Source organism: Micromonospora sp. CNB394, from assembly GCF_000374985.1.
GTDB lineage: Bacteria > Actinomycetota > Actinomycetes > Mycobacteriales > Micromonosporaceae > Micromonospora > Micromonospora marina.
Genome location: NZ_KB895835.1, coordinates 73638 through 96075, shown reverse-complemented (window position 1 = coordinate 96075; position 22438 = coordinate 73638). Strand labels below are relative to the sequence as shown.

The 22438-nt window shown below is 73.7% G+C and carries 22 protein-coding genes; 13 read left to right on the top strand and 9 right to left on the bottom strand.

Going from position 1 to position 22438, the window contains the following annotated elements:
• Nucleotides 1-166 precede the first annotated feature (166 nt).
• From mycP to C569_RS0114990, 3 genes are read left to right on the top strand one after another with little or no spacing between them, the layout of a single operon-like run.
• Nucleotides 167-1399 (top strand): type VII secretion-associated serine protease mycosin, encoded by a 1233-nt coding sequence (gene mycP, locus C569_RS0115000; protein WP_018786595.1) that lies wholly within the window; start codon nucleotides 167-169, stop codon nucleotides 1397-1399.
• Nucleotides 1400-1439: 40 nt separating this feature from the next.
• Complete coding sequence (locus C569_RS0114995) at nucleotides 1440-2234, top strand: phosphatase PAP2 family protein (protein WP_018786594.1); 795 nt, start codon at nucleotides 1440-1442, stop codon at nucleotides 2232-2234.
• A 30-nt stretch (nucleotides 2235-2264) separates the two neighbouring features.
• Nucleotides 2265-2990, top strand: coding sequence for a phosphatase PAP2 family protein (locus C569_RS0114990; RefSeq protein ID WP_026268176.1), 726 nt, complete (start codon nucleotides 2265-2267; stop codon nucleotides 2988-2990).
• A 15-nt stretch (nucleotides 2991-3005) separates the two neighbouring features.
• Here C569_RS0114990 and C569_RS0114985 read toward each other — a convergent pair whose 3' ends face one another.
• The 6 genes from C569_RS0114985 to C569_RS0114960 form a co-directional block, all read right to left on the bottom strand.
• Nucleotides 3006-4184 (bottom strand): MarP family serine protease, encoded by a 1179-nt coding sequence (locus C569_RS0114985; RefSeq protein WP_018786592.1) that lies wholly within the window; start codon nucleotides 4182-4184, stop codon nucleotides 3006-3008.
• Nucleotides 4185-4260: 76 nt separating this feature from the next.
• On the bottom strand, nucleotides 4261-4953 hold the full coding sequence (locus C569_RS0114980; protein WP_018786591.1) for a CoA pyrophosphatase: 693 nt from the start codon (nucleotides 4951-4953) through the stop codon (nucleotides 4261-4263).
• Nucleotides 4950-5579: a TlpA disulfide reductase family protein gene (locus tag C569_RS0114975; RefSeq protein ID WP_018786590.1), complete on the bottom strand. Its 630-nt coding sequence runs from the start codon at nucleotides 5577-5579 to the stop codon at nucleotides 4950-4952. Before C569_RS0114975 ends, C569_RS0114980 begins: the two co-directional genes overlap by 4 nt.
• Complete coding sequence (nth, locus tag C569_RS0114970; protein WP_026268174.1) at nucleotides 5579-6421, bottom strand: endonuclease III; 843 nt, start codon at nucleotides 6419-6421, stop codon at nucleotides 5579-5581. Before nth ends, C569_RS0114975 begins: the two co-directional genes overlap by 1 nt.
• Nucleotides 6418-7638 carry a CapA family protein gene (locus C569_RS0114965; protein WP_018786588.1) on the bottom strand — a complete coding sequence of 407 codons (1221 nt, stop codon included), beginning with the start codon at nucleotides 7636-7638 and terminating at the stop codon, nucleotides 6418-6420. Before C569_RS0114965 ends, nth begins: the two co-directional genes overlap by 4 nt.
• A 106-nt stretch (nucleotides 7639-7744) precedes the next feature.
• On the bottom strand, nucleotides 7745-8410 hold the full coding sequence (locus C569_RS0114960; RefSeq protein ID WP_026268172.1) for an adenosylcobinamide amidohydrolase: 666 nt from the start codon (nucleotides 8408-8410) through the stop codon (nucleotides 7745-7747).
• 219 nt (nucleotides 8411-8629) lie between these two features.
• Here C569_RS0114960 and C569_RS0114955 point away from each other — a divergent pair, with 219 nt between their 5' ends.
• The 9 genes from C569_RS0114955 (at nucleotide 8630) to C569_RS0114915 (ending at nucleotide 19512) form a co-directional block, all read left to right on the top strand.
• Nucleotides 8630-9307 (top strand): Crp/Fnr family transcriptional regulator, encoded by a 678-nt coding sequence (locus C569_RS0114955; RefSeq protein WP_007466162.1) that lies wholly within the window; start codon nucleotides 8630-8632, stop codon nucleotides 9305-9307.
• Between the two features lie 287 nt (nucleotides 9308-9594).
• Nucleotides 9595-10338 (top strand): metallophosphoesterase, encoded by a 744-nt coding sequence (locus tag C569_RS0114950; protein WP_018786586.1) that lies wholly within the window; start codon nucleotides 9595-9597, stop codon nucleotides 10336-10338.
• A 105-nt stretch (nucleotides 10339-10443) separates the two neighbouring features.
• Entirely contained in the window at nucleotides 10444-11055 is a 612-nt protein-coding gene (locus C569_RS0114945; RefSeq protein WP_018786585.1) for a TetR/AcrR family transcriptional regulator, read from the top strand.
• A 32-nt stretch (nucleotides 11056-11087) separates the two neighbouring features.
• Nucleotides 11088-11882: a TIGR03084 family metal-binding protein gene (locus C569_RS0114940; protein WP_018786584.1), complete on the top strand. Its 795-nt coding sequence runs from the start codon at nucleotides 11088-11090 to the stop codon at nucleotides 11880-11882.
• The gene (locus tag C569_RS0114935) at nucleotides 11879-13555 is read left to right on the top strand and encodes an acyclic terpene utilization AtuA family protein (protein ID WP_018786583.1); all 1677 of its coding nucleotides are present in this window, start codon (nucleotides 11879-11881) and stop codon (nucleotides 13553-13555) included. Before C569_RS0114940 ends, C569_RS0114935 begins: the two co-directional genes overlap by 4 nt.
• Entirely contained in the window at nucleotides 13552-14691 is a 1140-nt protein-coding gene (locus C569_RS0114930) for an acyl-CoA dehydrogenase family protein (protein ID WP_018786582.1), read from the top strand. The genes C569_RS0114935 and C569_RS0114930 overlap by 4 nt, the downstream gene beginning before the upstream one ends.
• Nucleotides 14688-16295 carry an acyl-CoA carboxylase subunit beta gene (locus tag C569_RS0114925; protein WP_018786581.1) on the top strand — a complete coding sequence of 536 codons (1608 nt, stop codon included), beginning with the start codon at nucleotides 14688-14690 and terminating at the stop codon, nucleotides 16293-16295. Before C569_RS0114930 ends, C569_RS0114925 begins: the two co-directional genes overlap by 4 nt.
• 14 nt (nucleotides 16296-16309) lie before the next feature.
• The gene (locus C569_RS0114920) at nucleotides 16310-18325 is read left to right on the top strand and encodes a biotin carboxylase N-terminal domain-containing protein (protein WP_018786580.1); all 2016 of its coding nucleotides are present in this window, start codon (nucleotides 16310-16312) and stop codon (nucleotides 18323-18325) included.
• Nucleotides 18322-19512 (top strand): acyl-CoA dehydrogenase family protein, encoded by a 1191-nt coding sequence (locus C569_RS0114915; protein ID WP_018786579.1) that lies wholly within the window; start codon nucleotides 18322-18324, stop codon nucleotides 19510-19512. Before C569_RS0114920 ends, C569_RS0114915 begins: the two co-directional genes overlap by 4 nt.
• 59 nt (nucleotides 19513-19571) lie before the next feature.
• On the opposite strand, the gene C569_RS0114910 is transcribed toward C569_RS0114915, so the two are convergent.
• A complete protein-coding gene (locus C569_RS0114910; RefSeq protein ID WP_018786578.1) occupies nucleotides 19572-19769 on the bottom strand; it encodes a hypothetical protein in 198 nt (65 codons plus the stop codon).
• Between the two features lie 151 nt (nucleotides 19770-19920).
• On the opposite strand from C569_RS0114910, the gene C569_RS0114905 reads away from it, so the two are divergent.
• Nucleotides 19921-20385, top strand: coding sequence for a hypothetical protein (locus tag C569_RS0114905; protein WP_018786577.1), 465 nt, complete (start codon nucleotides 19921-19923; stop codon nucleotides 20383-20385).
• Here the strand turns inward: C569_RS0114905 and C569_RS0114900 are convergent.
• Both C569_RS0114900 and C569_RS0114895 read right to left on the bottom strand, forming a co-directional pair.
• Nucleotides 20372-21844 (bottom strand): serine/threonine-protein kinase, encoded by a 1473-nt coding sequence (locus C569_RS0114900; protein ID WP_018786576.1) that lies wholly within the window; start codon nucleotides 21842-21844, stop codon nucleotides 20372-20374. The two genes, C569_RS0114905 and C569_RS0114900, sit on opposite strands and share 14 nt — an antisense overlap.
• A gap of 30 nt (nucleotides 21845-21874) precedes the next feature.
• Nucleotides 21875-22333: a hypothetical protein gene (locus C569_RS0114895; protein WP_018786575.1), complete on the bottom strand. Its 459-nt coding sequence runs from the start codon at nucleotides 22331-22333 to the stop codon at nucleotides 21875-21877.
• Nucleotides 22334-22438: the final 105 nt, after the last annotated feature.

Sequence of the window (22438 nt, the reverse complement as noted above, 5' to 3'; positions counted from 1 at the left end):
GCCTCGCGGAGTTGCCCCGTGACGGTCGGGACAACCGGTAATCTCCGTGCAGCATGTGTCTGACGCGACCGAACGGCTGGGGAATGTGACAGGGGATCGGCAGGGACCGCCCGGTGGGCCGCCCCGGCGTCGCGCCGGACGCGCGCTGCTCGCCGCCGTGTCGGCCATGGCCGCCGTCGCCGGTCCGCTGGCGCCGCCGGCCCATGCCGCGCCCGCCGCCCCGGCCACAGTGGCGCGCCCCTGGCTGGCCCCCGACGGCCTGCCGCGCACCGGTCAGGTACGCGACGAGCAGTGGCAACTGGAGCAGTTGCGGGCGAAGACCGCGTGGCGCACCTCGACCGGGCGCGGCGTGGTGGTCGCGGTGATCGACTCCGGTGTCGACGGCACCCACCCCGACCTGGCCGGCCAGGTGCTGCCCGGCCTGGATCTGGTGACGCCGGACGGCTCGGACGACCCGGACCCGGTGGGGCACGGCACCACTGTGGCCGGGCTGATCGCGGGGCGGGCCGACGACGACCGGGGCGTGGTGGGACTCGCACCGAACGCCAAGATCCTTCCGGTGCGGGTCCTCGACGCCGAGAACCGCTACGACGACGCGCTGATCATCGCGAAGGCGGTGCGCTGGGCGGTCGACAACGGCGCCCGCGTGGTCAACCTGTCGCTCGGCGGCAGCAGCGACAACCCGGCCCTGGCCGCGGCGCTCGACTACGCGTTCGCCCGGGACGTGGTGGTGGTCGCCTGCACCGGCAACCTGGCCACCTCGACGACCACCGAGGTCTGGTACCCGGCCCGCGAGCCGGGCGTGCTGGCGGTCGCCGGGCTGGAGCGGACGAGCGAGAATCTCTGGTCCGGCTCGATCACGGGGCACGAGACAGTGCTCAGCGCTCCGGCCACCGGCCTCTACGGCGCCCGCCCGCACGGCTACTGGCGGGTGCAGGGGACGAGCTTCGCCGCGCCGCTCGTCGCCGCGACGGCCGCCCTGGTCCGCGCGCGTTATCCGAAGATGCCGGCCGGCGACGTGGTCAACCGGCTGATCACCACCGCCCGGGACCTCGGGCCGACCGGCCGGGACGACCGGTTCGGCTACGGCCTGGTCGACCCGGTGGCCGCGCTCACCGGCGACGTGCCGGCGGTGGGCCACAACCCGCTCGACGACAACGCCTCTCCCGGCGTGGTGGGGTTCGGCCCGGCGCCCGGAGACGGGCGGGACACCCGGGCCGCCGCGGCGGGCCGGGGCGGTGACCCGGTCGGGCGTACCTCGGACGGCTGGACCGCCCGGCCGGCCGGGCAGGCGGACGCCTCCGCCCCGGAGCGGCTCTGGACCGGCCTGGCCCTGTTCGTCGCGCTCGTCACCGGCACCGCGTTGATGGTTCGCCGGTTCCGGCAGACCCGCCGCTGAACCGGCCTGATCCTGCCCTTCGGTGGGTAGGGGAAGCCCCATGGACACCAGCACCGGCGCGACCGTCGCGCACCGGTCGTGGCGGAGCCGCCGCCTCGACCCGGAGCGCTCGCTGGGCCTGCGGCTCACCCTGGCCGTCGTCGCGGCGTTCCTGGTGCTGGTGCCGTTCACCCTGCTCGCGCTGCTGGTGCTCGGCGCCTGGCCGCCCCTGCTGCGGCTGGACGCCTCGATCGCGGGCTCGTTCCACGGGTACGCGCGGGGCCACCCCGCCTGGGTCGGCCTGATGACGGTCTGGACGCACGTGTTCGGGCCCGGCCCGCTGCGGGTGGCAGCGGTCGTGGTGGTGGTCTGGCTGGTCCGGCGCGGGGCGCCCCGGCTCGCGGTCTGGGTGGTGGTGACAATGGTCGCCGGTGGTCTGCTCGGCGCGCTGCTCAAGCTGCTCGTCGGCCGGGACCGGCCGGACCTGCTCGACCCGGTCGCCCGGGCCGCCGGCTACTCCTTCCCGTCCGGTCACGCGCTCAACGCCACGCTGGCGGCGGGTGTGCTGCTGCTGGTGTTCCTGCCGTTCGTGCGGTACAGCGGCCGGGCCCGGGTCGCGCTGTGGACCGCAGCCCTGCTGGTCACAGTGGTGACCGGGCTCAGCCGGATCGCGCTGGGTGTGCACTGGACCAGCGACGTGGTGGGCGGCTGGGTGCTCGGGGTGGCGGTGGTGGCCTCGACCTCGGCCGCCTTCACCACCTGGCGCAGCGGATCCGGGCGGCCGTCCGCCCACCCGCTCCGCGAGGGGGTCGAGCCGGAGCTGGCCGACCAGCGGCCGGAGGGCGGCCGGGCGTAGCCGGACCCGCGCCGGGGTACAGGCGAGCCCATGTCCGATATCGTGATCCGAGTCACCCGGCGCGTCCTGCTGCCGCTGGCCCTGCTCTTCGCGCTGATGGTCGGCCTGGGCCTGCTGGTGACCCGGGTGCTGTCCCGCACCTGGCCGTTCACCGTGGAGGACACGGTCAACCGTGAGCTGGCCGGCGACCGGACGCCGGGGTGGAACGACGTCTCGCTGGTCTTCAGCACGCTCGCCAGCACCCAGATGATCGTCGTGGTGACGGTGCTGGCGGCGCTGGTGCTGCGGCTGGTGCTGCACCGCTGGCGGGAACCGCTGTTCCTGTGCGCGGCGGTGACCGCGCAGGCGCTGATCTTCCTGTTCACCACGATGGCCGTCGACCGGACCCGCCCGGCCGTCGCGCACATGGACGCCTCCCCGCCCACGTCCAGCTTCCCGTCCGGGCACACCTCGGCGGCCACCGCGCTCTACGTCGGCCTCGCGGTGCTGCTGGCGCTGCGGGCGCGCAGCACACCGGCCAAGGTCGGCTGGTGGGCCCTGCTGGTGCTGGTGCCGGTCGGCGTGGCGCTCACCCGGATGTACCGGGGCATGCACCACCCCAGCGACGTGGTCGCCTCGTTCCTCAACGGCGGAACCTGCGTGGCGATCATGGCGCGGGCGGTACTCGACCGCACGCTGAGCTGGGGCCGCGCCCGGCTGCCGCTGTCCCGCTCCGACGACGAGGCGACGCCGGCGGGAGCACCGGCGGGTGGTTGAGCACCGCCGGCCGGCTCAGGTGCAGTCGCCGGTGGCCACTCCCCGGGTACGCTCCGCGCCCGCCAGCGCCACCGGTCGCGCCTCGGCGGCGGTCACCGCGAAACCGGTGTTCGGGTCGTCGGCCGCCGCCGCGAAGATCACGCCGAGCACCAGGCCGTTCGAGGAGACCAGCGGGCCGCCGGAGTTGCCGCTGCGCACCAGCGCCCGGATCGTGTAGATCTCCCGGTTGACGTCACCGGCCGAGTAGATGTCCGGGCCGGTGATCCGGTCGACGTCCCGGATCCGGGCCGGGCGGGCGTCGTACGGGCCGTCGAGCGGGAAACCGAGCACGATCGCGTCGGCACCGGTGGCGGCCGGTCCGGCGGCGAAGCGCAGCGACGGTCCGGGCAGCCCGGGTACGTGGAGCACCGCCAGATCGCGGTCCGGGTCGTAGACGACGACCTCGCCGTCGTACCGCTCCCCGCGCAGTTCCACAGCCACCGAGCGGGTGCCGGCCACCACGTGCGCGTTGGTCATCACCCGGTCGTCGGCGTACACGAAGCCGGAGCCCTCGATGCGGCGCGAGCAGCTCGGCGCGGAGCCCAGCACCTTCACCACCGACCGGCTGCTGTTCTGCACCACCTGGGAGTTGGCAAGCGCCGGGTCGGGCGGCGCGACCTGCCGGGCCCGGGTCGGCGCGAGGTCGCCGAACACATCCGGGAAGCCGTTGGTGTCGACCGTGTCGCGCAGCGCGGTGGACAGGTCCTGCGCCTTGTCCGGCAGCACCTGGTCGACGACGGTGAGCAGCGCGCTGTTGCGGACGGAGGAGGCCAGCCACGGCACCGAGGAGGAGCCGAGCGGCACTGCCACCAGCCACGCCACGAGCATGACCGCGACGACCGAGATGAACGCGCCACCGACGTCGTCGATCTTGCGACCGGCCGGTCCGGTGATCGCGGCCCGCAGGTTCGAGCCGAGCCACCCGGCGAGTGCCTGCCCCAGCACCGCGAGCCCGAAGATCGCCACCAGCGAGATCAGTACGCGTGTGCCGCTCGTGGCGAACTGCTGCGCGATCAGCGGCCCGACCTGGAGGCCGAGCAGGGCGCCCAGGAAGAAGCCGGAGAACGACAGGGCCCCGATGACGAAGCCCTGACGGTATCCGCTGATCGCGAACACGAGCATGAGCAGAAGGAGGACGAGATCCACGGCGGACACGCCCCAAGGGTACGGGCACCGGGCCCGCGGTCGGCTCAGCGCTCGCGGAACGTGACCCGGGGATGCGTGCGGGTGATCACCGCACCGGGCTCTCGTCGGCCGGTTCGGTGCCCGCCGACGGAGCGGGCGTGGCGCCGACCGGAGGCAGGTCCACCACGCGCGAGTGCGGCCAGGGCCGGGACCAGCCGCCCATCTCCAGCACCCGGTCGATCACGCCTGCGGTGAAGCCCCAGACGAGCATCCCGCGCACCGAGAAGGCCGGGCCGATCCAGCCGCTCGGGTGGCGTACCCGCATGCGGTTGTCCGGGTCGACCAGCTCGGTGACCGGCAGCCGGGCCACGTGCGCGACCTCGGCCGGCTCGCGCGGGTGCACCGGGTGCGGGTCGTGCCACCAGGCGAGCACCGGGGTGACCACGAAGTCGCTGACCGGGATCCAGAGCCGGGGCAGCTCGGCCAGCACCGTGACGCTGCCCGGGTCGAGGCCGACCTCCTCGTTCGCCTCGCGCAGCGCGGTGGCACGGACGTCGGCGTCCTCCGGGTCGGCCGCGCCACCCGGGAAGGCCGGCTGCCCGGCGTGGTTGCGCAGCGTCGCGGCGCGCTGGAGGACGAGCACGTCCGGCCCGGCGCCGGGCTCCTCGCCCAGCAGCACCAGAACGGCGCTCTCCCGGCCGCCGCTGGCCGGCGTGACGATGCGGGTGAAGTCCTCCGCCCGCGCGGTGCCGAGCCGGCCCAGCAGCGGGTCGAACCACAGCGGCGGCCGTCGGGTCATACCCGCACCCCGAGGTGGCGTTCGACCAGCGCGGCAAGGCGGGCGTCGTCGAGCGCGCCGGTCGCGTCGGTGTGCCGGATCCGGCCGTCGGCGTCGACCAGCACGGTGAGCGGGAACGCGTTGCGTTCGAGCGCGCGCTGGAACGCGTCGCCCTGGTCGAGCAGCATCGGGAAGTCGACGCCGAAGTCCTCGCCGATGGACTGCGCGCCGCCGCGGCTGTCCCGGCTGTTCACGCCGATCACCTGGAACCGGCCGTCGGCGCGGTCGCTGAGCCGCTGGAACGCGGGCAGCTCCTTGCGGCACGGCGGGCACCAGGACGCCCACACGTTGATCACCGCCGGGCCCTTGACGTCGCGCAGGTTCACCGGCGTACCGCCGGTGAAGCAGTTGAGCGTCAGGTCGGGGAGCTGCTCCCCGGCCTTCCCTGCAAGCGTCGGGGACACGGCCTTTCCGGGGGACGTCGGGGACGCGGCGGCGGGCGCGACGGTCAGCGGGGTGCAGTCGGCGAACGGCGAGGGGCGCTCGGCCCGGGTCGCGGGCGCGGGACGCCCCGGCTCCTCGGCCGTGGCGGTGCAGCCCGCCGCCGCCAGCAGCAGCGGGACGAGAAGGTACGCGAGCCGGCGCATCACGGCACGTCCGCCGCGGCCGCCTGCTGCGGCACCAGGTCGGGGTCGAGGCCCACGGCGACCGCCAGGTCACGGGCCCGGGGGCCCTTGAGCAGCCTGGCCGCGGCGGCCGGCTCGGTCGGCCCGGTGCCGTACGCGGGGCACAGCTTCGCCAGCGTGCACGCGCCGCAGGCGGGCTTGCGGGCGTGGCAGACCCGGCGGCCGTGGAAGATGACCCGGTGCGACAACATCGTCCAGTCGCGCTTCGGGTAGAGCGCGCCGATCGCGTGCTCGATCTTCACCGGGTCGGTCTCGGTGGTGAGCTGCCACCGGTGCACCAGCCGCTGGAAGTGGGTGTCGACGGTGATGCCGGGGACGCCGAAGGCGTTGCCGAGGATGACGTTCGCGGTCTTGCGGCCGATCCCCGGCAGGGTCACCAGGTCGTCGAGCCGGCCGGGCACCTCGCCGTCGTACCGCTCGCAGAGCGCCCGCCCGAGGTTGATCAGGGAGCTGGTCTTGTTGCGGTAGAACCCGGTGGGCCGGATCAGCTCCTCCAGCTCGACGCGGTCCGCCGCGGCGTAGTCGGCAGCGGTGCGGTAGCGGGCGAACAGCTTCGGCGTGACCTCGTTGACCTTCTTGTCGGTGCACTGGGCGGACAGGATCGTCGCCACCGCGAGCTCCAGCGCACTGGAGTGGTCGAGTTCACAGTGCGCGTCGGGGTGCGTCTCGGTCAGCACGCGGCCGATGCGCCGGGCGCGGCGCGTACGGCCGAGGTCGGTCTCGGGGGAGCGCGTGGTCACGTCGGCCAGCCTACGTCGCGGGGCCGACGCTCCGGCGGCTCGGCGCGGTCGGGGCGCGCTCAGCCACCCGCCGGTGCGGTGATCCTGCCGGTCCCGTCGAGCTTCGCGCCGGTGTCCGGGAAGTCGGACCGGTTCAGGTCGCGGACCAGTCCGAGGCCGCGGTTCTGCCGGTCCACCGACGGCCGGCCCACGCCGTTCATCACGGTGGAGGTGAACGTGCCGCCGACGAATGTCCCGTCCGCGGTGAGCGACACCTTGAGCACGCCGCCCCAGCCGAGCCGGCCCGAGCTGTTCAGCGACTTCCCGCCGCCGGCGAAGTTGCCCAGGCTGTACGCGATCAGCCGCCCCTTGTAGAACTCCATCCCGCGCAGCACGTGCGGACCGTGCCCGATCACCAGGTCGGCGCCGGCGTCGATGACGGTGCGGGAGAAGCGGATCGGGTCACCGCGGTTCTCGCCGAAGAACATCTCGGTGCCCGGCTTCACCCGGGTCTTGTCCGACCCCTCGGCGCCCATGTGCACCTGCACCACCACGATCTGGGCCGACTCCTTGGCCATCTCGATCACCTGCTTGGCGGCGTTCAGGTCGACCAGGCTGTTGGACCACGGGTACGACGAGAAGCCCACCACGGCGACCTTGATGCCCTTGACGTCCACCACGGTGATCTCGCCCGGTGCACCGGTGTGCTTGAGCCCGTGCGCCTCCAGCGCCGACTGGGTGTTCTCGTAGCCCTGGCGGCCGTAGTCGTAGCCGTGGTTGTTGGCCTGGTTGAGCAGCTGGAATCCGGCCGAGCGCAGGTGCGCGGCGTAGCCGGGCGGCGCGCGGAACTGGTAGCAGTTCTTCGGCTCCGGGCCGCACTTGCCGGCTCCGGTGTCGTCGGTGAGCGGCTCCTCCAGGTTGCCCATGACCAGGTCGCCCTTGAGCGCCGACTTCACGTCGTCGAAGAAGCCCTTGCCGCCGTTGGCTGGCAGCCGGTTCGGCGCGTTACCCATGATCACGTCGCCGGTCGCGGCGAGCGAGATCGACGGTTCCTTCGACGCGTCCGGCGCCGCCGGCTGGTCACCCGTCTCGGGCCCGGCCGAGCCGGTCGATCCGCCGCCCTGTCCCGCCTGCCATCTGGGGTCGCCGCCGGAGCCGCCGGTGTCCCCGCCGCAACCGGCGACGAACAGGACGGCGACGAGTGCGGCGAACGCGGCCAGGCGCCGGCCGAGCACCGCGCGAGGCGGGCCGGGAGCGGCGGCGGGCGGTCCGGCGACGGCGGCGCGGAGGGTACGGGGCACAGAACGGGCGGGAGCGTACATCGTCGGCGACGCTACCGTCCCCGGAACGCCGCGACGAGGGCCGATCGGTCGGAAAACCCGGCGCGCCGGGTATGCCGGGCGCACGTCAGCCCGCCCGCCGGTCGGACCAGGGCACGACGGTCCCGGCACCGCCGGAACGGACGGCGGCGTGCACGGCCCGGGCCAGCGGTGCACCCCAGGCCGACCGGGGACCGCCGTACGGCGCCGGATCGCCGTCGGCCGGGCAGAGCACCGTCACCGCGTCGGTGGGGGTGCCGGTGGCCGGCAGTCCGAGTTCCCAGATCGCCTGCGCCTTCGCCTCGGTGGCGGTGGCCACGGCATTTACCAGGGCGGCGTCACCGAGCCGCACCGGCACGTACGCGACGATGTTGACGGTGCCGACGCGCTGCGCGGGCCGGGCCGGCTCGGGCACGGCGGCGGCCCACACCGGCGTGCCCAGACCGACGGTCGCCCAGACCCGGACGCCGCCGTCGGTGCGGCGGACCACCTCGCTCACGTCCACGCCGGTCAGCAGTCCGACCCCGGGGCCGTCCAGGTCGAGGCCGTGCGCCAGCTCGGCCAGGTGCGCGGCGGGGTCGTTCCGGTCGTACGACATGGGGACCGTCGCGTTGAGCACCCAACGGCGGACGCCGATCCCCCCGCCCAGCGGCGCGGAGCCGACCGCCAGCAGCGGCGCGTCGGCCCGCCAGGCCAGCAGCGGGATGTTCCACCCGGATTCGGACCGGCTGGTCAGGAACGGCTCGCACAGCACGCCGGTCACCCTACGATCACAGGTGGGAACGGGTGGCGCCGGCCCGGGCCGGAGGCGGGATCTTAGCTGCTCTCCAGGTCGGGCAGGTTACGCCCAACGATCAAGATTCCAGGGGTGCACCTCTGATTACTGCTCATGTGCGCCTAGACTGGCGGCGCGCGAGGGATCAGCGGACGGCGGACCCGGCCGACGGACGGCACGCGCAGGCGGAGGTGCGCGATGGACGAGGTACTGGCCCGCAGCGGGATCTTCCAGGGTGTCGACCCGGAGGCTGCCGAGGCGCTCGCCAAGGAGATGGAGACGATCGAGGTCCGCAAGGGCGAGATCGTGTTCAACGAGGGCGAGCCCGGCGACAGTCTCTACATCCTCCTGTCCGGCAAGATCAAGGTGGGTCGCCGCGCGGCGGACGGCCGGCAGAACCTGATCGCCGTGATGGGCCCGTCGGACATGGTCGGTGAGCTGTCGCTGTTCGACCCCGGCCCGCGTACCGCGACGGCCACGGCGGTCACCGACACCCGCCTGGTCCGGCTGCGCAAGCAGGCGCTGCGGCCGTGGCTGAACAACCGGCCCGAGATCGCCGAGCAGCTGCTGCGGGTGCTCGCCCGCCGGCTGCGCCGGACCAACGACTCGCTCGCCGACCTGATCTTCACGGACGTGCCGGGCCGGGTCGCCAAGAACCTGCTCCAGATGGCCGGCCGGTTCGGCACCCGCGACGGTGGCGTACTGCGCGTGACGCACGACCTCACCCAGGAGGAGATCGCGCAGCTCGTCGGCGCCTCCCGGGAGACCGTCAACAAGGCACTGGCCGACTTCGCCTCGCGCGGCTGGCTGCGGTTGGACGGCAAGAGCATTATCATCCTCGACCCGGAGCGCCTGGCCCGCCGCGCGCGGGTCTGACTTCCCGCACCGGCTTCCCGGCCCGGCCCGCCGCCGCGCGGAACCGGGCCGATGCCGTCTTCGGCGCAGACTGGTGCCGCCTCGTGCGCGGGCCAGGCCGGTGCCGCCCTTCTTACGCAGGGCCGGTGCCGCCTCTCGTGCGCGGGCCAGGCCGGTGCCGCCCTTCTTGCGCAGGACCGGTGCCGCCTCTCGTGCGCGGGCCGGGTAGGTGCCGCCTCCGAGCAACCTGGCTCTGCCCGCCGCAGAATCGCCTTGTCCGCCCGGGCCGGTGTCACCAGGCTGGGACGATGCCTGATCGCGTCGCCGTCCTCTCCGACATCCACGGTGTGCTGCCCGCGCTGGAAGCAGTCCTGGCCGAGCCGGACGTGGCAGCCGCCGACCTGATCGTCCTCACCGGTGACCTGGCGGCCGGCCCGCAGCCGGTCGAGGTGCTGGACCGGCTGGCCGCGCTCGGTGACCGGGCCTGCTGGGTCGGCGGGAACGCCGACCGGGAGCTGGTGCAGGCAAGGGCCGGCGAGCCGTCGGCGATCGAGGTCTCCAACTGGGCCGCCGGGCAGCTCCGCGACGACCAGGTGGCCCGGTTGGCGGCGCTGCCGCCGTCCGTCACGCTGCCGGTCACCGGCCTCGGCGACGTGTTGTTCTGCCACGCGACTCCACGCGACGACGAGGAGGTCGTGCTCGTCGACTCGCGGCTGGACCGCTGGGCCGAGGTCTTCGCCGGCCTGCCGGCCGAGGTCGGCACCGTGGTCTGCGGGCACACGCACATGCCGTTCACCCGGCTGGTCGACCGTCGACTTGTGGTGAACCCGGGCAGCGTCGGCATGCCCTACGGGGGCACCGGCGCCTGGTGGGCGCTGCTCGGGCCGGGCGTCCAGTTGCGCCGGACCCGCTTCGACGTGGACGCCGCCTGCGCCCGGGTCGCCGCCGGGTCCGCATTCCCGGACGCGGCGGCCTGGGCCGATGAGTACGTCCGCTCCCGCCACTCCGACGCCGACGCCCTCACGGTCTTCGGTCCGCGCGACGGCCGCTGAAGCGTTAACAAGGGGCCCTTCCTCTACCGGAGGCGTTAAGAAGGGGCCCCTCCTTAAGAAAAAGTCAGGCTTGACTGTTTGTTTTGGGCGGGGCACGCTGTCTGCGTGTCGACCCGGGTTCCGCAGCAGGAGCGCAGCCGTGCCACCCAGGCCCGGCTGCTGGAGGCGACTGTCGAGTGCCTGGTCGAGCACGGCTGGTCCGGCACCACGACGACCGTGGTGGCGGCCCGCGCCGGCGTCTCCCGGGGCGCCCAGCTGCACCACTACCCCACCAAGGCCGCGCTGGTGACAGCCGCCGTCACGCACCTGACCGAACGCCGGGCGGCCGAGCTGCGCGCCGAGGCGGCGGCCCTGCCGTCCGGCCCGCAGCGGCTCGACGGGGTGGTCGACCTGCTCGCCACCTCCTTCACCGGCCCGCTGTTCGTGGCCGCGCTGGAGCTGTGGGTGGCCGCCCGCACCGACGCCGAGCTGCGCGCCGCGCTGGTGCCGCTGGAGGCGCGGATCGGCCGCGAGATGCACCGGCTCACCGTGGAGCTGCTCGGCGTGGACGAGCGCAAGCCGGGCGTACGCGAGTCGGTGCAGGCCACCCTCGACCTGCTCCGCGGTCTCGGCGTGGCCAACCTGCTCAGCGACGACTCGCCCCGTCGCGCCGCCCTGCTGCACACCTGGAAACGCCAGCTCGCCGCGCTGCTCACCCCCGAGAGCGAGCGGCACTGATCCCTGACGCCCCACCCCCGCCCGGAGGCACAATGGTCGACCTGACAGCCCTGCTCGCGGACCTGGCCGCCGAGTCCGAACAGCTCGACGCGCTCGTCGCGGACCTGCCGCCGGAGGGATGGGAGCGGCCGACACCGGCCCCGGGCTGGACCGTCGCGCACCAGGTCGCGCACCTGGCCTGGACCGACCACGTCGCCTACCTGGCGGCCACCGACGAGTCGGCGTTCTTCGCCTCGGTCACGGCCGCGCCGGACCCGTCGCGCCTGGTCGAGGACGGCGCCGAGTCCTTCCTCGCGCCCCCGCCCGCGCTGCTGGCCCGCTGGCGTTCCGGCCGGTCGGCGCTCGCCGGGGCGCTCACCGCCGTCCCGACCGGGCAGAAGATCCCCTGGTACGGCACCAGCATGTCGCCCACCTCGATGGTGACGGCCCGGCTGATGGAGACGTGGGCGCACGGCGAGGACGTGGCCGACGCGCTGGGCGTCAGCCGTACCCCGACCGCGCGGCTGCGGCACATAGCGCACCTCGGCTTCCGTACCCTCGGGCACGGCTTCTCGGCCCACGGCCGCGACGTGCCCACGGCGCCGGTGCGGGTCGAGCTGGCCGCGCCCGCGGGCGGCGAGGTGTGGGAGTTCGGGCCGGTCGACGCGGCCGACCGGGTGACCGGTCCGGCGCTCGACTTCTGCCTGCTCGTCACGCAGCGCCGGCACCGCGCGGACCTGGCCCTGACCGCCGCCGGGCCGGTGGCCGACGAGTGGCTGGACGTGGCTCAGGCGTTCGCCGGCCCGCCCGGCGGCAAGCGCGGGCCGGCGAACGGAGTTCCCTCATGAGCGTGCTGCGGATCGGGAACGCGTCGGGCTTCTACGGCGACCGCTTCACCGCCTGGCGGGAGATGCTCGACGGCGGCGAGTTGGACGTGCTGACCGGTGACTACCTGGCCGAGCTGACCATGCTCATCCTCGGCCGGGACCGGATGCGCGACCCGTCACTCGGTTACGCCAAGACGTTCCTGCGCCAGATGGAGGGCGTGCTCGGCACCGCAGGGGAGCGCGGCGTCAGGCTGGTCACCAACGCGGGTGGCCTGAACCCGGCGGGGCTGGCCGACGCGATCCGGTCGCTCGCCGACCGGCTCGGCCTCCAGGTCCGGGTCGGGTACGTCGAGGGCGACGCGATCCAACGCCCGGACGCGCTGACCGCGAACGCCTACCTGGGCGCGTTCGGGATCGCGGCCTGCCTGGACGCGGGCGCGGACGTGGTGGTCACCGGGCGGGTAACCGACGCCTCGCTGGCGGTCGGCCCGGCGATCGCCCGCTTCGGGTGGACCCGCGACGACCTCGACGCGCTGGCCGGCGCGACGGTGGCCGGTCACCTGATCGAGTGCGGCGCGCAGGTCACCGGTGGCAACTTCAGCTTCTTCACCGAGTTGCCGGACGGCGGGCACCGGCCCGGCTTCCCGATCGCCGAACTGCGCGCGGACGGCTCCTCGGTGCTTACCAAGCACCCCGGCACGGGCGGCGCGGTGACAGTCGAGACGGTCACCGCCCAACTGCTGTACGAGGTGGGCGGGCCGGACTATCTCGGGCCGGACGTGGTGACCCGGCTGGACACGGTACGGCTGGAGCAGGAGGGCCCGGACCGGGTACGCGTCTCCGGGGTGCGCGGCACGCCACCGCCGGACACGCTCAAGGTGGGTGTCAACAACCTGGGCGGCTTCCGCAACTCGATGACGTTCGTGCTGTGCGGGCTGGACATCCCGGCCAAGGCGGCACTGGTCCGCAGCCAGATCGAAGAGGCGGTCGGCACGGAGGGGCTGGAGTTCACGCTGGCCCGCACCGACCACCCGGACACCGGCGACACCGAGGCGGCGAGCGCGTTGCTGCACGTACACCTGCGCGACGGCGACAAGTCGCGGGCCGGGCGGGCGTTCTCGGCGGCGGCGGTGGAACTGGCGCTGGCCTCCTACCCGGGCTGCACGCTGACCACGCTGCCCGGTGACGCGACGCCGTACGGGGTGTTCACCGCCGACACGATCGCGCAGGACGTTGTCGAGCACGTCGCGGTGCTGCCCTCCGGCGAGCGGGTGCCGATCTCGCCGCCGACGGTGACCAGCGGTTTGCAGGGGGCCCCTATACAACACGAGGCGTTAACAAGGGGCCCTTCCTTGCACGGAAGCCGGCGCGGGGCGCTCGGTGAGCTGGTCGGGGCACGGTCGGGCGACAAGGGCGGCGACGCCAACCTGGGCGTCTGGGCCCGTACCGACGCGATCTGGCCCTGGCTGCGCGACTGGCTCACCGTGGAGCGGCTGGCGGAGCTGCTGCCGGAGACCGCGGCGCTGACCGTCGAGCGGTACGAGCTGCCGAACCTGCGCGCCGTCAACTTCGTGGTCCGGGGACTCCTCGGGCAGGGTGTGGCCGCCTCCACCCGCTTCGACCCCCAGGCCAAGGCGCTCGGCGAGCTGCTGCGCTCGCGGGTGGTCGACCTTCCGGCGGAGGTTCCGCAATGACCATCGTGGACACACCGGAACGCCGGCAACTGCGCGAGCTGACCCGCTCGTTCGTGAGCCGTGAGGTGCTGCCGCACCTGGCCGACTGGGAGCGGGCGGGCGAGGTGCCCCGGTCGCTGCACGAGACCGCCGCGAAGATCGGCCTGCTCGGCATCGGCTTCCCGGAGTCGGTCGGCGGCAGCGGCGGCGACCTGCTCGACTCGATCGTGGTCACCGAGGAGATCATCCGCTCGGGCGGGTCGTCCGGGCTGGTCGCCGCGCTGTTCACACACGGGATCGCGCTGCCGCACATGGTGGAGACCCAGGACGAGGGGCTGATCGACAGGTACGTCCGGCCCGCGCTCGCCGGGACGATGATCGGTGCGCTGGCGATCACCGAGCCGGACGGCGGCTCGGACGTGGCGGGCATCCGCACCTGCGCGGTACGCGACGGCGATTACTACGTCGTCAACGGGTCCAAGACGTACATCACCAGCGGGGCCCGCGCCGACTTCGTCACCACTGCTGTCTGCACCGACTTCCCCGGATCGGGCTCGGTCAGCCTGCTGGTCGTCGACAAGGGCTCGCCCGGGTTCACGGTGGGGCGGCGGCTGGAGAAGCTGGGCTGGCACTGCTCGGACACGGCCGAACTGTCCTTCGTCGACGTCCGGGTGCCGGTGAGTAACCGGGTCGGCCCGGAGGACACCGGCTTCCTCGCCATCATGCAGCAGTTCGCCAACGAGCGGCTGTCGCTCGCCACGCAGGCGTACGCGACCGCGCAGCGCTGCGTGGACCTGGCCGTGCGGTGGTGCCGGGACCGCTCCACGTTCGGCCGCCCGCTCGCCGGGCGCCAGGTCGTCCGGCACCGGCTGGCCGAGATGCACAGCCGCACCGACGCGGCGCGGGCGTACGTGCACGACGTCGCCGAGCGGGTGGCCGCCGGGCAGCCGGTGGTGACCGAGGTGGCCATGGCGAAGAACGTCGCGGTGGCCACCTGCGACTGGGTGGTCGACGCGGCGCTGCAACTGCACGGCGGCTTCGGCTACATGCGCGACGCCGAGGTGGAGCGGCACTACCGGGACTCCCGTCTGCTCGGCATCGGCGGCGGCACCACCGAGATCATGAACGAGATCATCGCGAAGGGCATGGGCCTGTGAGCACGACTGTCCTGCAGAGCACCGTCGACCCGTCCGCGCCCGCCTTCACCGCCAACCGGGAGGCACTGCTGGAGCGCCTCGCCGAACTGGAGGCGGCGCTCGACCAGGCCCGGGGCGGTGGCGGCGAGAAGTACGTGACCCGGCACCACGGTCGCGGCAAGCTGCTCCCCCGCGAACGGATCGAACTGCTGCTCGATCCGGACAGCCCGTTCCTGGAGCTGTCGTCGGTGGCCGCGTACGGCACGGACTTCCCGGTCGGCGCCAGCACCGTGACCGGCATCGGTGTGGTCGAGGGCGTCGAGTGCCTGATCGTGGCGAACGACCCGACGGTACGCGGCGGCGCGATCAACCCGTGGTCGCTGGCGAAGACCCGGCGGGCGGGTGAGATCGCGGCGGCCAACCGGCTGCCGTTGGTGAACCTGGTCGAGTCGGCCGGCGCGGACCTGCCCACCCAGGCGGAGATCTTCATTCCCGGCGGCCGGGTGTTCCGTGACCTGACCCGGCTCTCCGCGCAGGGGATCCCGACCGTGAGCGTGGTCTTCGGCAACGCCACGGCCGGTGGCGCGTACGTGCCGGGCATGTCGGACTTCACCATCATGATCCGCGACCGCTCGCAGGTCTACCTGGCCGGGCCGCCGCTGGTGAAGATGGCCACCGGTGAGGTCACCGACGACGAGTCGCTCGGCGGCGCGGCGATGCACGCCACCACGTCCGGCCTGGCCGACTTCCTCGCCTCCGACGAGCGCGACGGGATCCGGCTGGCCCGGCAGTGCGTACGCCGGCTCAACTGGCGCAAGTACGGCCCGCCGCCCCGCAACCCGCACCCGCTGCCACCCCGGTACGACCCGGAGGAGCTGCTCGGCATCGCCAGCGCCGACCTGAAGGTGCCGTTCGACCCGCGCGAGGTGCTGGCCCGGGTGCTCGACGACAGCGCGTTCGACGAGTTCAAGCCCGGCTACGGCACCGCGCTGGTCACCGGCTGGGGTGAGCTGCACGGCTACCCGGTCGGCGTGCTGGCGAACGCCCGGGGCGTGCTGTTCAGCCAGGAGGCACAGAAGGCGACCCAATTCATCCAGCTCGCCAACGCGGCGGACACACCGCTGGTCTTCCTGCAGAACACCACCGGCTACATGGTCGGCACCGAGTACGAGCAGCGCGGCATCATCAAGCACGGCGCCCTGATGATCAACGCGGTGTCGAACTCGAAGGTGCCGCACCTGACCGTCAACCTGGGTGCCTCCTACGGCGCCGGCAACTACGGCATGTGCGGCCGGGCGTACGAGCCGCGGTTCCTGTTCACCTGGCCGAACGCGAAGTCGGCGGTGATGGGCCCGGCGCAGCTCGCCGGCGTGCTGTCCATCGTGGCCCGGCAGGCGGCCGCCGCCCGGGGACGCGAGTACGACGAGGACACCGACGCCGCCATGCGGATGATGGTCGAGCAGCAGATCGAGTCGCAGTCCGGGGCGCTGTTCCTGTCCGGGCGGCTCTACGACGACGGGGTGATCGACCCCCGGGACACCCGTACCGTCCTCGGGCTGTGCTTGTCGGCGATCCACAACGGACCGGTGAAGGGCGCCGATGGTTTCGGCGTCTTCCGGATGTAGGGGGGTCTGCTCAAATGATCACGAAGCTTCTCGTTGCGAACCGGGGGGAGATCGCCCGCCGGGTCTTCGCCACCTGCCGCGCCCTCGGCGTGGGCACCGTCGCCGTGCACTCCGACGCGGACGCCGGCGCGCCCTTCGTGGCCGACGCCGACCAGGCCGTACGGCTGCCGGGGAACACACCGGCCGAGACGTACCTGCGCATCGACGCCGTCCTGGACGCGGCCCGGCGCTCCGGCGCGGACGCGGTCCACCCCGGCTACGGGTTCCTGGCCGAGAACGCCGAGTTCGCCGCGGCGGTGACCGACGCGGGCCTGACCTGGGTGGGTCCGTCGGCGAAGGCCATCGCCGCGATGGGCGACAAGATGGCCGCCAAGGCGCTGCTCGCCGACGCGGGCGTGCCGATGCTGCCCACGTGGACCGACCCGGCCGAGGTCACCGCGTTCCCGGTGCTGGTCAAGGCATCGGCGGGCGGCGGTGGCCGGGGCATGCGGATCGTCCGGGACGCCGCCGGGCTGGCCGAGGCCGTCGCGGGTGCGCGCCGCGAGGCGGCGGCGGCGTTCGGCGACGGCACGGTCTTCATCGAGCGGTACGTGGAACGCGGCCGCCACGTCGAGGTGCAGATCTTCGGTGACACCCACGGCGCCGTCGTCGCCCTCGGGGTACGCGACTGCTCGATCCAGCGCCGCCACCAGAAGATCGTCGAGGAGGCGCCCGGTGTGCTGCCCGACGACGTGCGCGAGGCGCTGCACGAGGCGGCGGTGGCGGCCGGGCGGGCTGTCGACTACGTCGGCGCGGGAACCGTGGAGTTCCTGCTCGCGCCGGACGGGCAGGTGCACTTCCTGGAGATGAACACCCGCCTCCAGGTGGAGCACCCGGTCACCGAGCTGACCACCGGGCTGGACCTGGTCCGGCTGCAACTGCTCGTGGCCGAGGGCGAGCCGCTGCCGGTCACCACCACGCCGCCCGCCGACGGCCACGCCATCGAGGTACGGCTGTGCGCCGAGGACCCGGCCCAGGGTTTCCGTCCGGCCACCGGCACGTTGCACCGGTTCGCGATCCCGGGGGTGGCCGCCGAGTTCGGCCCGGCCCGTGGGCTGCGCCTGGACTCCGGTGTGGTGGACGGCTCGTCGGTGAGCGTGCACTACGACTCGATGCTGGCGAAGCTCGTCGCCTGGGCGCCCACCCGCACCGAGGCGGCCCGCGCCCTGGCCGGTGCGCTCGCCCGCGCCGAACTGCACGGCGTGGCCACCAACCGGGACCTGCTGGTCCGGGTGCTGCGCAGCGCGGAGTTCGCCGCCGTGGACGTGGACACCGGTTTCCTGGACCGGCACCCGGAGGTGTTCGAGCCGCTGCTGCCGGCGGATCAGCTTCCGGTGACGGCACTGGCGGCGGCGCTGTCCGGGGCCGCCGCGCGCCGGGCCGCCGCCCCGGTGCTGGCGGGGTTGCCGTCGGGCTGGCGCAACGTGCCGTCCTTCCCGCAGGTCACCCGCTTCACCGGTCCGGGTGACGAGGAGATCGAGATCCACTACCGCCTAGACCGCACCGGCGGCCTCGCCGAGTGGGGAAGGAAGGGCCCCCTCTTAACGGATTCGGTAGAGGAAGGGCCCCCTGTTAACACCGACCTGCCGGTGGTCGAGCTGGTGACGGCCACCCCGGACCGCGTGGTGCTCGACGTGGACGGGGTGCGGCGGGCTTTCCGCGTACACCGGGTGGGGTCGTCTGTCTTCGTGGACGGCCCGGACGGGGCGGCGAGCCTCACCGAGCTGCCCCGCCTGCCCCTGCCCACCGCGGAGCTGGCAGCCGGGTCGCTGCTCGCGCCGCTGCCCGGCGCGGTGACCCGGGTGCACGTCGAGGTCGGTCAGCGGGTCGCCGCCGGTGACCTGCTGCTGACGCTGGAAGCGATGAAGCTCGAACATCCGGTGCTCGCCCCCGCCGACGGCGTGGTGACGGAGCTGCCGGTGCCGGCCGGCGGCCAGGTCGAGACGGGTGCCGTACTTGCCGTGGTGGACCCCGAGGAGGACGCGCAGTGAACTTCGACCTGACCCCCGAACAGGACCAGCTCCGCGACGCCGTACGGGCGTTGGGCCGCAAGTACGGCCACTCCTACTTCGTCGAGAAGGCCAGGTCCGGCGGGCACACCGACGAGCTGTGGCACGAGGCCGGCCGGCTGGGCTACCTGGGCGTGAACATCCCCACCGAGTACGGCGGCGGGGGCGGCGGCATCACCGAGCTGGCGCTGGTGTGCGAGGAACTGGCCGCGGCGGGCTGCCCGCTGCTGCTCCTGGTGGTCTCCCCCGCCATCGCCGCCACCGTGATCAACAAGCACGGCACGGAGGAGCAGCGCAAGAAGCACCTCCCCGGTCTCGCCGACGGCTCCCAGAAGATCGTCTTCGCGATCACCGAGCCGGACGCGGGCTCGAACTTCCACCGCCTCGCCACCGTGGCCCGCCGCGACGGCGACGACTGGCTGCTCAGCGGGCGGAAGATCTACATCTCCGGCGTGGACGAGGCCGGGCACGTGCTCGTGGTGGCACGTGTCGGCGTCGAAGACGGCAGTGCCGACTCAGGGGACGCGTCTCCGCAGAAGCTGAGGCCGGCGCTGTTCATCGTGCCGACCGACGCGCCGGGCCTGGAGAAGTCCAAGCTGGACATGGAGATCCTGTCGCCGGAGAACCAGTTCCTGCTCTTCCTGGACGACGTCCGGCTCCCCGCCGACGCGCTCGTCGGGGAGTCGCTCGACGCCGGGCTGCCCGCCCTGTTCGCCGGGCTCAACCCGGAGCGCATCACTGTGGCCGCGATGGGCGCCGGCACCGGCCGGTACGCGATCGAGAGGGCCAGCGACTACACGTCCACCCGCAAGGTGTGGGGCGGGCGTTCGATCGGCTCGCACCAGGGCGTCTCGCACCCGCTGGCGCACGCGGCAGTGCAGGTCGAGCTGGCCCGCTTGATGATCCACAAGGCGGCCACGCTCTACGACGCGGGCCGCGACCTGGAAGCCGGCATCTCCGGCAACATGGCCAAGTACGCGGCGGGCGAGGCCGCCGCGCTCGCCGTCGACACCGCCGTCCAGGTGCTCGGCGGGGCGGGCATGACCACCGAGTACGGCGTGGCGACGTTGCTCGGCGCGGTACGTGCGGGCCGGATCGCCCCGGTCAGCCGCGAGATGATCCTCAACTTCGTCGCCCAGCACGTACTCGGCCAGGACAAGTCCTACTGATCGGGGTGGGCCCCCGGGTACGGCGGGTGCCCGATCACCCGCCGTACCCCGGGGGTCCGTCAGCGGACGGTCAGCGTGCCGACCGCCGGACGCGGCGGCGCCACCGGCGGCAGCCGCTTCGGCTCGCCCCGGCTCGGCTCGCCCGCCCGGGCCAGCTCGCTCTTCGACGCGTCCGCCCGGCCGGCCGTCGCGTCCTCCCGGAACGGCTGCGCGTCACCGACGCAGACGGCGGCCAGGGATCGGAATGAACGGGGCATGCGGCTGCCTTCCGTCGGGAAACGGTGCCGTCGAGGAGACCTCGGCCCCGCCACTTCGTCGCTACGTGCGACTCCGAAGCGGAGCGTCGCTGACGGGAAGCCGTCTCATCCCGCCGGTTGACAGGTGGACGCGCTGGGCCATGCTTGTCGGGTGAGATCGTTCCCGAAGCCCGATGCGCGGGCGAAGGCCGTCGTCGCGTCCCTGGCGACGGTGGCGGCGGTGGTGACCCTCGCCGTGTGGCGTCCGCCCGGCATCCTGTCGGTCGTGCTGGCCCTGGTCTGCGTCCTGCTCGCCATGATCACAGGAGTGACGGTCACCGCGGCCCGCCAGCCCGGCGGCACCGGCGGGTCCACCCCGCAGACCGAGAGCTGGCCGGCCCCCCACCAGGGGTACGGCGTGGACGCCGACACGCTGGAGGCGATCGATCCGCGCGCGGTGCGGAACCTGCGCACCCCGGCGGGCCAGCCGATCGACGCGGACACGCTGGAGACGCTGGACCCGCGGGTCGTCCGCGGCATGCGGGCGACGACAGCGGTGGACGCCGACACGCTGGAGACGCTCGACCCGCGGTCGGTGCGGCAGGGACGGACCGTGAACGGGCTCAGCGACCGGTGAGCGTGGGGCCGGCGAGCGCGTTCACGCCCCGGCCCGCCAGGCAACGGTAGGTGCGATCGGCCTCGGCCTCCGGCGGCAGCACCTCCAGGTTCCACCCGCTCGCCGACCTGCCACCGCTGATCAGCCGGAACGTGTCGGCGTTGCACACCCGCCGCACGGCCGGGTCGGCCGCCACCGTCTCGTGCCGGGCCGCGGCGAGACCGGCCGGCAGGTCACCGGCGGCGTAGGTCTCCCAGGTGTGCTGGCCGTCGCACGGCACCCGGCTCGCCTCGGCCCGGTCGCGGCGCAGGCGTACCGGGCCGAAGCACTCCAGCTCCGTCGCGCAGCGCGCACCGGTGGGCAGCCGCACGTCGGCGGACGCGCAGCCGGGCACCGGCGCCGCCCCGGCCACGCCGCTGGGCGCCGGCGTCGGCGCGACGGGCGGCGTGTGCCCGGCGGCCACCCAGCCACCCCCGGCCGAGGCGGCGAGCGCCAGCACCCCGGCGCCGCCGAGGAACCAGCGCCTGGGCCAGCGCCGGGCGCGCGAGGCCGCCGTCGGGTGGTCGTCGTCGGCCGGCGGTCGCGGATTCGGCCCGCCGGTGTGGTGGGACCGGTCGCCGGTGGTGTCGTACCGGCCGCCGGTCGCCGGGGCGCCGTCCAGCGGCAGCGCGGCGAGCAGGGTACGCAACTCGACCGCGGAGGGCCGGGCACCCGGGTCGTTCGACATGCCCAACCGGAGTACGTCGATCAACTCGCCGGGCACGCCGGGCAGGCCCGGGATCGGCTGCTGGAACATCTCCAGCACGGTGACCAGGCTCGGGTTGCGTTCCGAGTGCCAGCGCGGCGGACGGCCGTACATGACCGCGTAGAGCGTGGCGCACAGCGAGTAGACGTCGACGGCGGGTGTGGGCGGGCTGTGGTTGAACGTCTCCGGGGGCGCGTACGCCGGGGTGAGCGCCTCCAGCATCACCGAGGAGTCACGGAACTCGGCGAGCACCGCCAGACCGAAGTCGGCCAGGACCGCCGGGTTGAACTCGGAGTGCAGGATGTTCGCCGGCTTGACGTCGCGGTGCAGGACGCCCGCCGCGTGCGAGTGGGCCAGCGCGTCGGCGATCTTCACGCCGAGGTCGCGGGTCTCCGCCGGGCCCAACGGGGAGGTGCGCATCCGTTCGGCGTACGAGCCGTCGCACAGCTCCATGATGAGGTAGGGATGCTGGTCGACGGTGACCCCGACGTCGAACAGGTCCACCACGTGCGGGTGCGACGACATCCGCCCGGCGGCACGGGCCTCGCGCAGGAAGCGCGCCTGGTCGCGTTCGCTGTCCAGCGTGCGGTTCTCGATCTTGACCGCGACCTCGCGCCCCACCGAGATCTGGGTGGCCCGGTAGATGGTGGCGTACCCGCCCCGGGCGAACACCTCGAGATCGGTCAGACCGGGCACGATGGGCAGCCGCAGGGCGCCGGGCGGGGTCTCGGTCACGACTCGAAAATACCCAACGATCCGGACCCGTCAGCGCGCCGCGTCGGTGGCCGGCACCGGCCCCGGGACGGAGTCGTCGGGGGCGGCACCCGCCCGGCGGGCGTCCCACCACAGGCCGACCGCCGTCGCGACGGCACCCAGCCCCTCCCACGCGGCCACGGCGAAGAACCGGTCCGGGGCGACGTCGGAGAGCACCGCGATGGTGAACACGGTGAAGGTGACCAGGCGGAACCAGACCGTGAACCGGTAGAACGGCCGCCACTCCGTAGCGACGGCGAGCAGGTAGTAGACCCCCATGTTGAACGAGGCCATCGAGGACGCGGTGAGGAACGTGCCGGTGTAGTCGCCCGGAGCACGCTCGGCCGGCACCTCGAAGCCGAGCAGGCGGAGCTGCGCCTCCGGCCAGATCAGACCGAGCGCGCCGAGCAGCAGCGCGAGAAGCCCGAAGACCGCGATCGTCCAGCCGGCGCCCGAGCGCGGCAGCCTCATCGTCCCTCCCCAGCGTGGTCTGCCGGTGACGCACCCGCGCACCGGAAGGCGACGGCCGATCCACGACTGTCGCCGCCCCACGCTAACCGGCTCCACCGACGAACA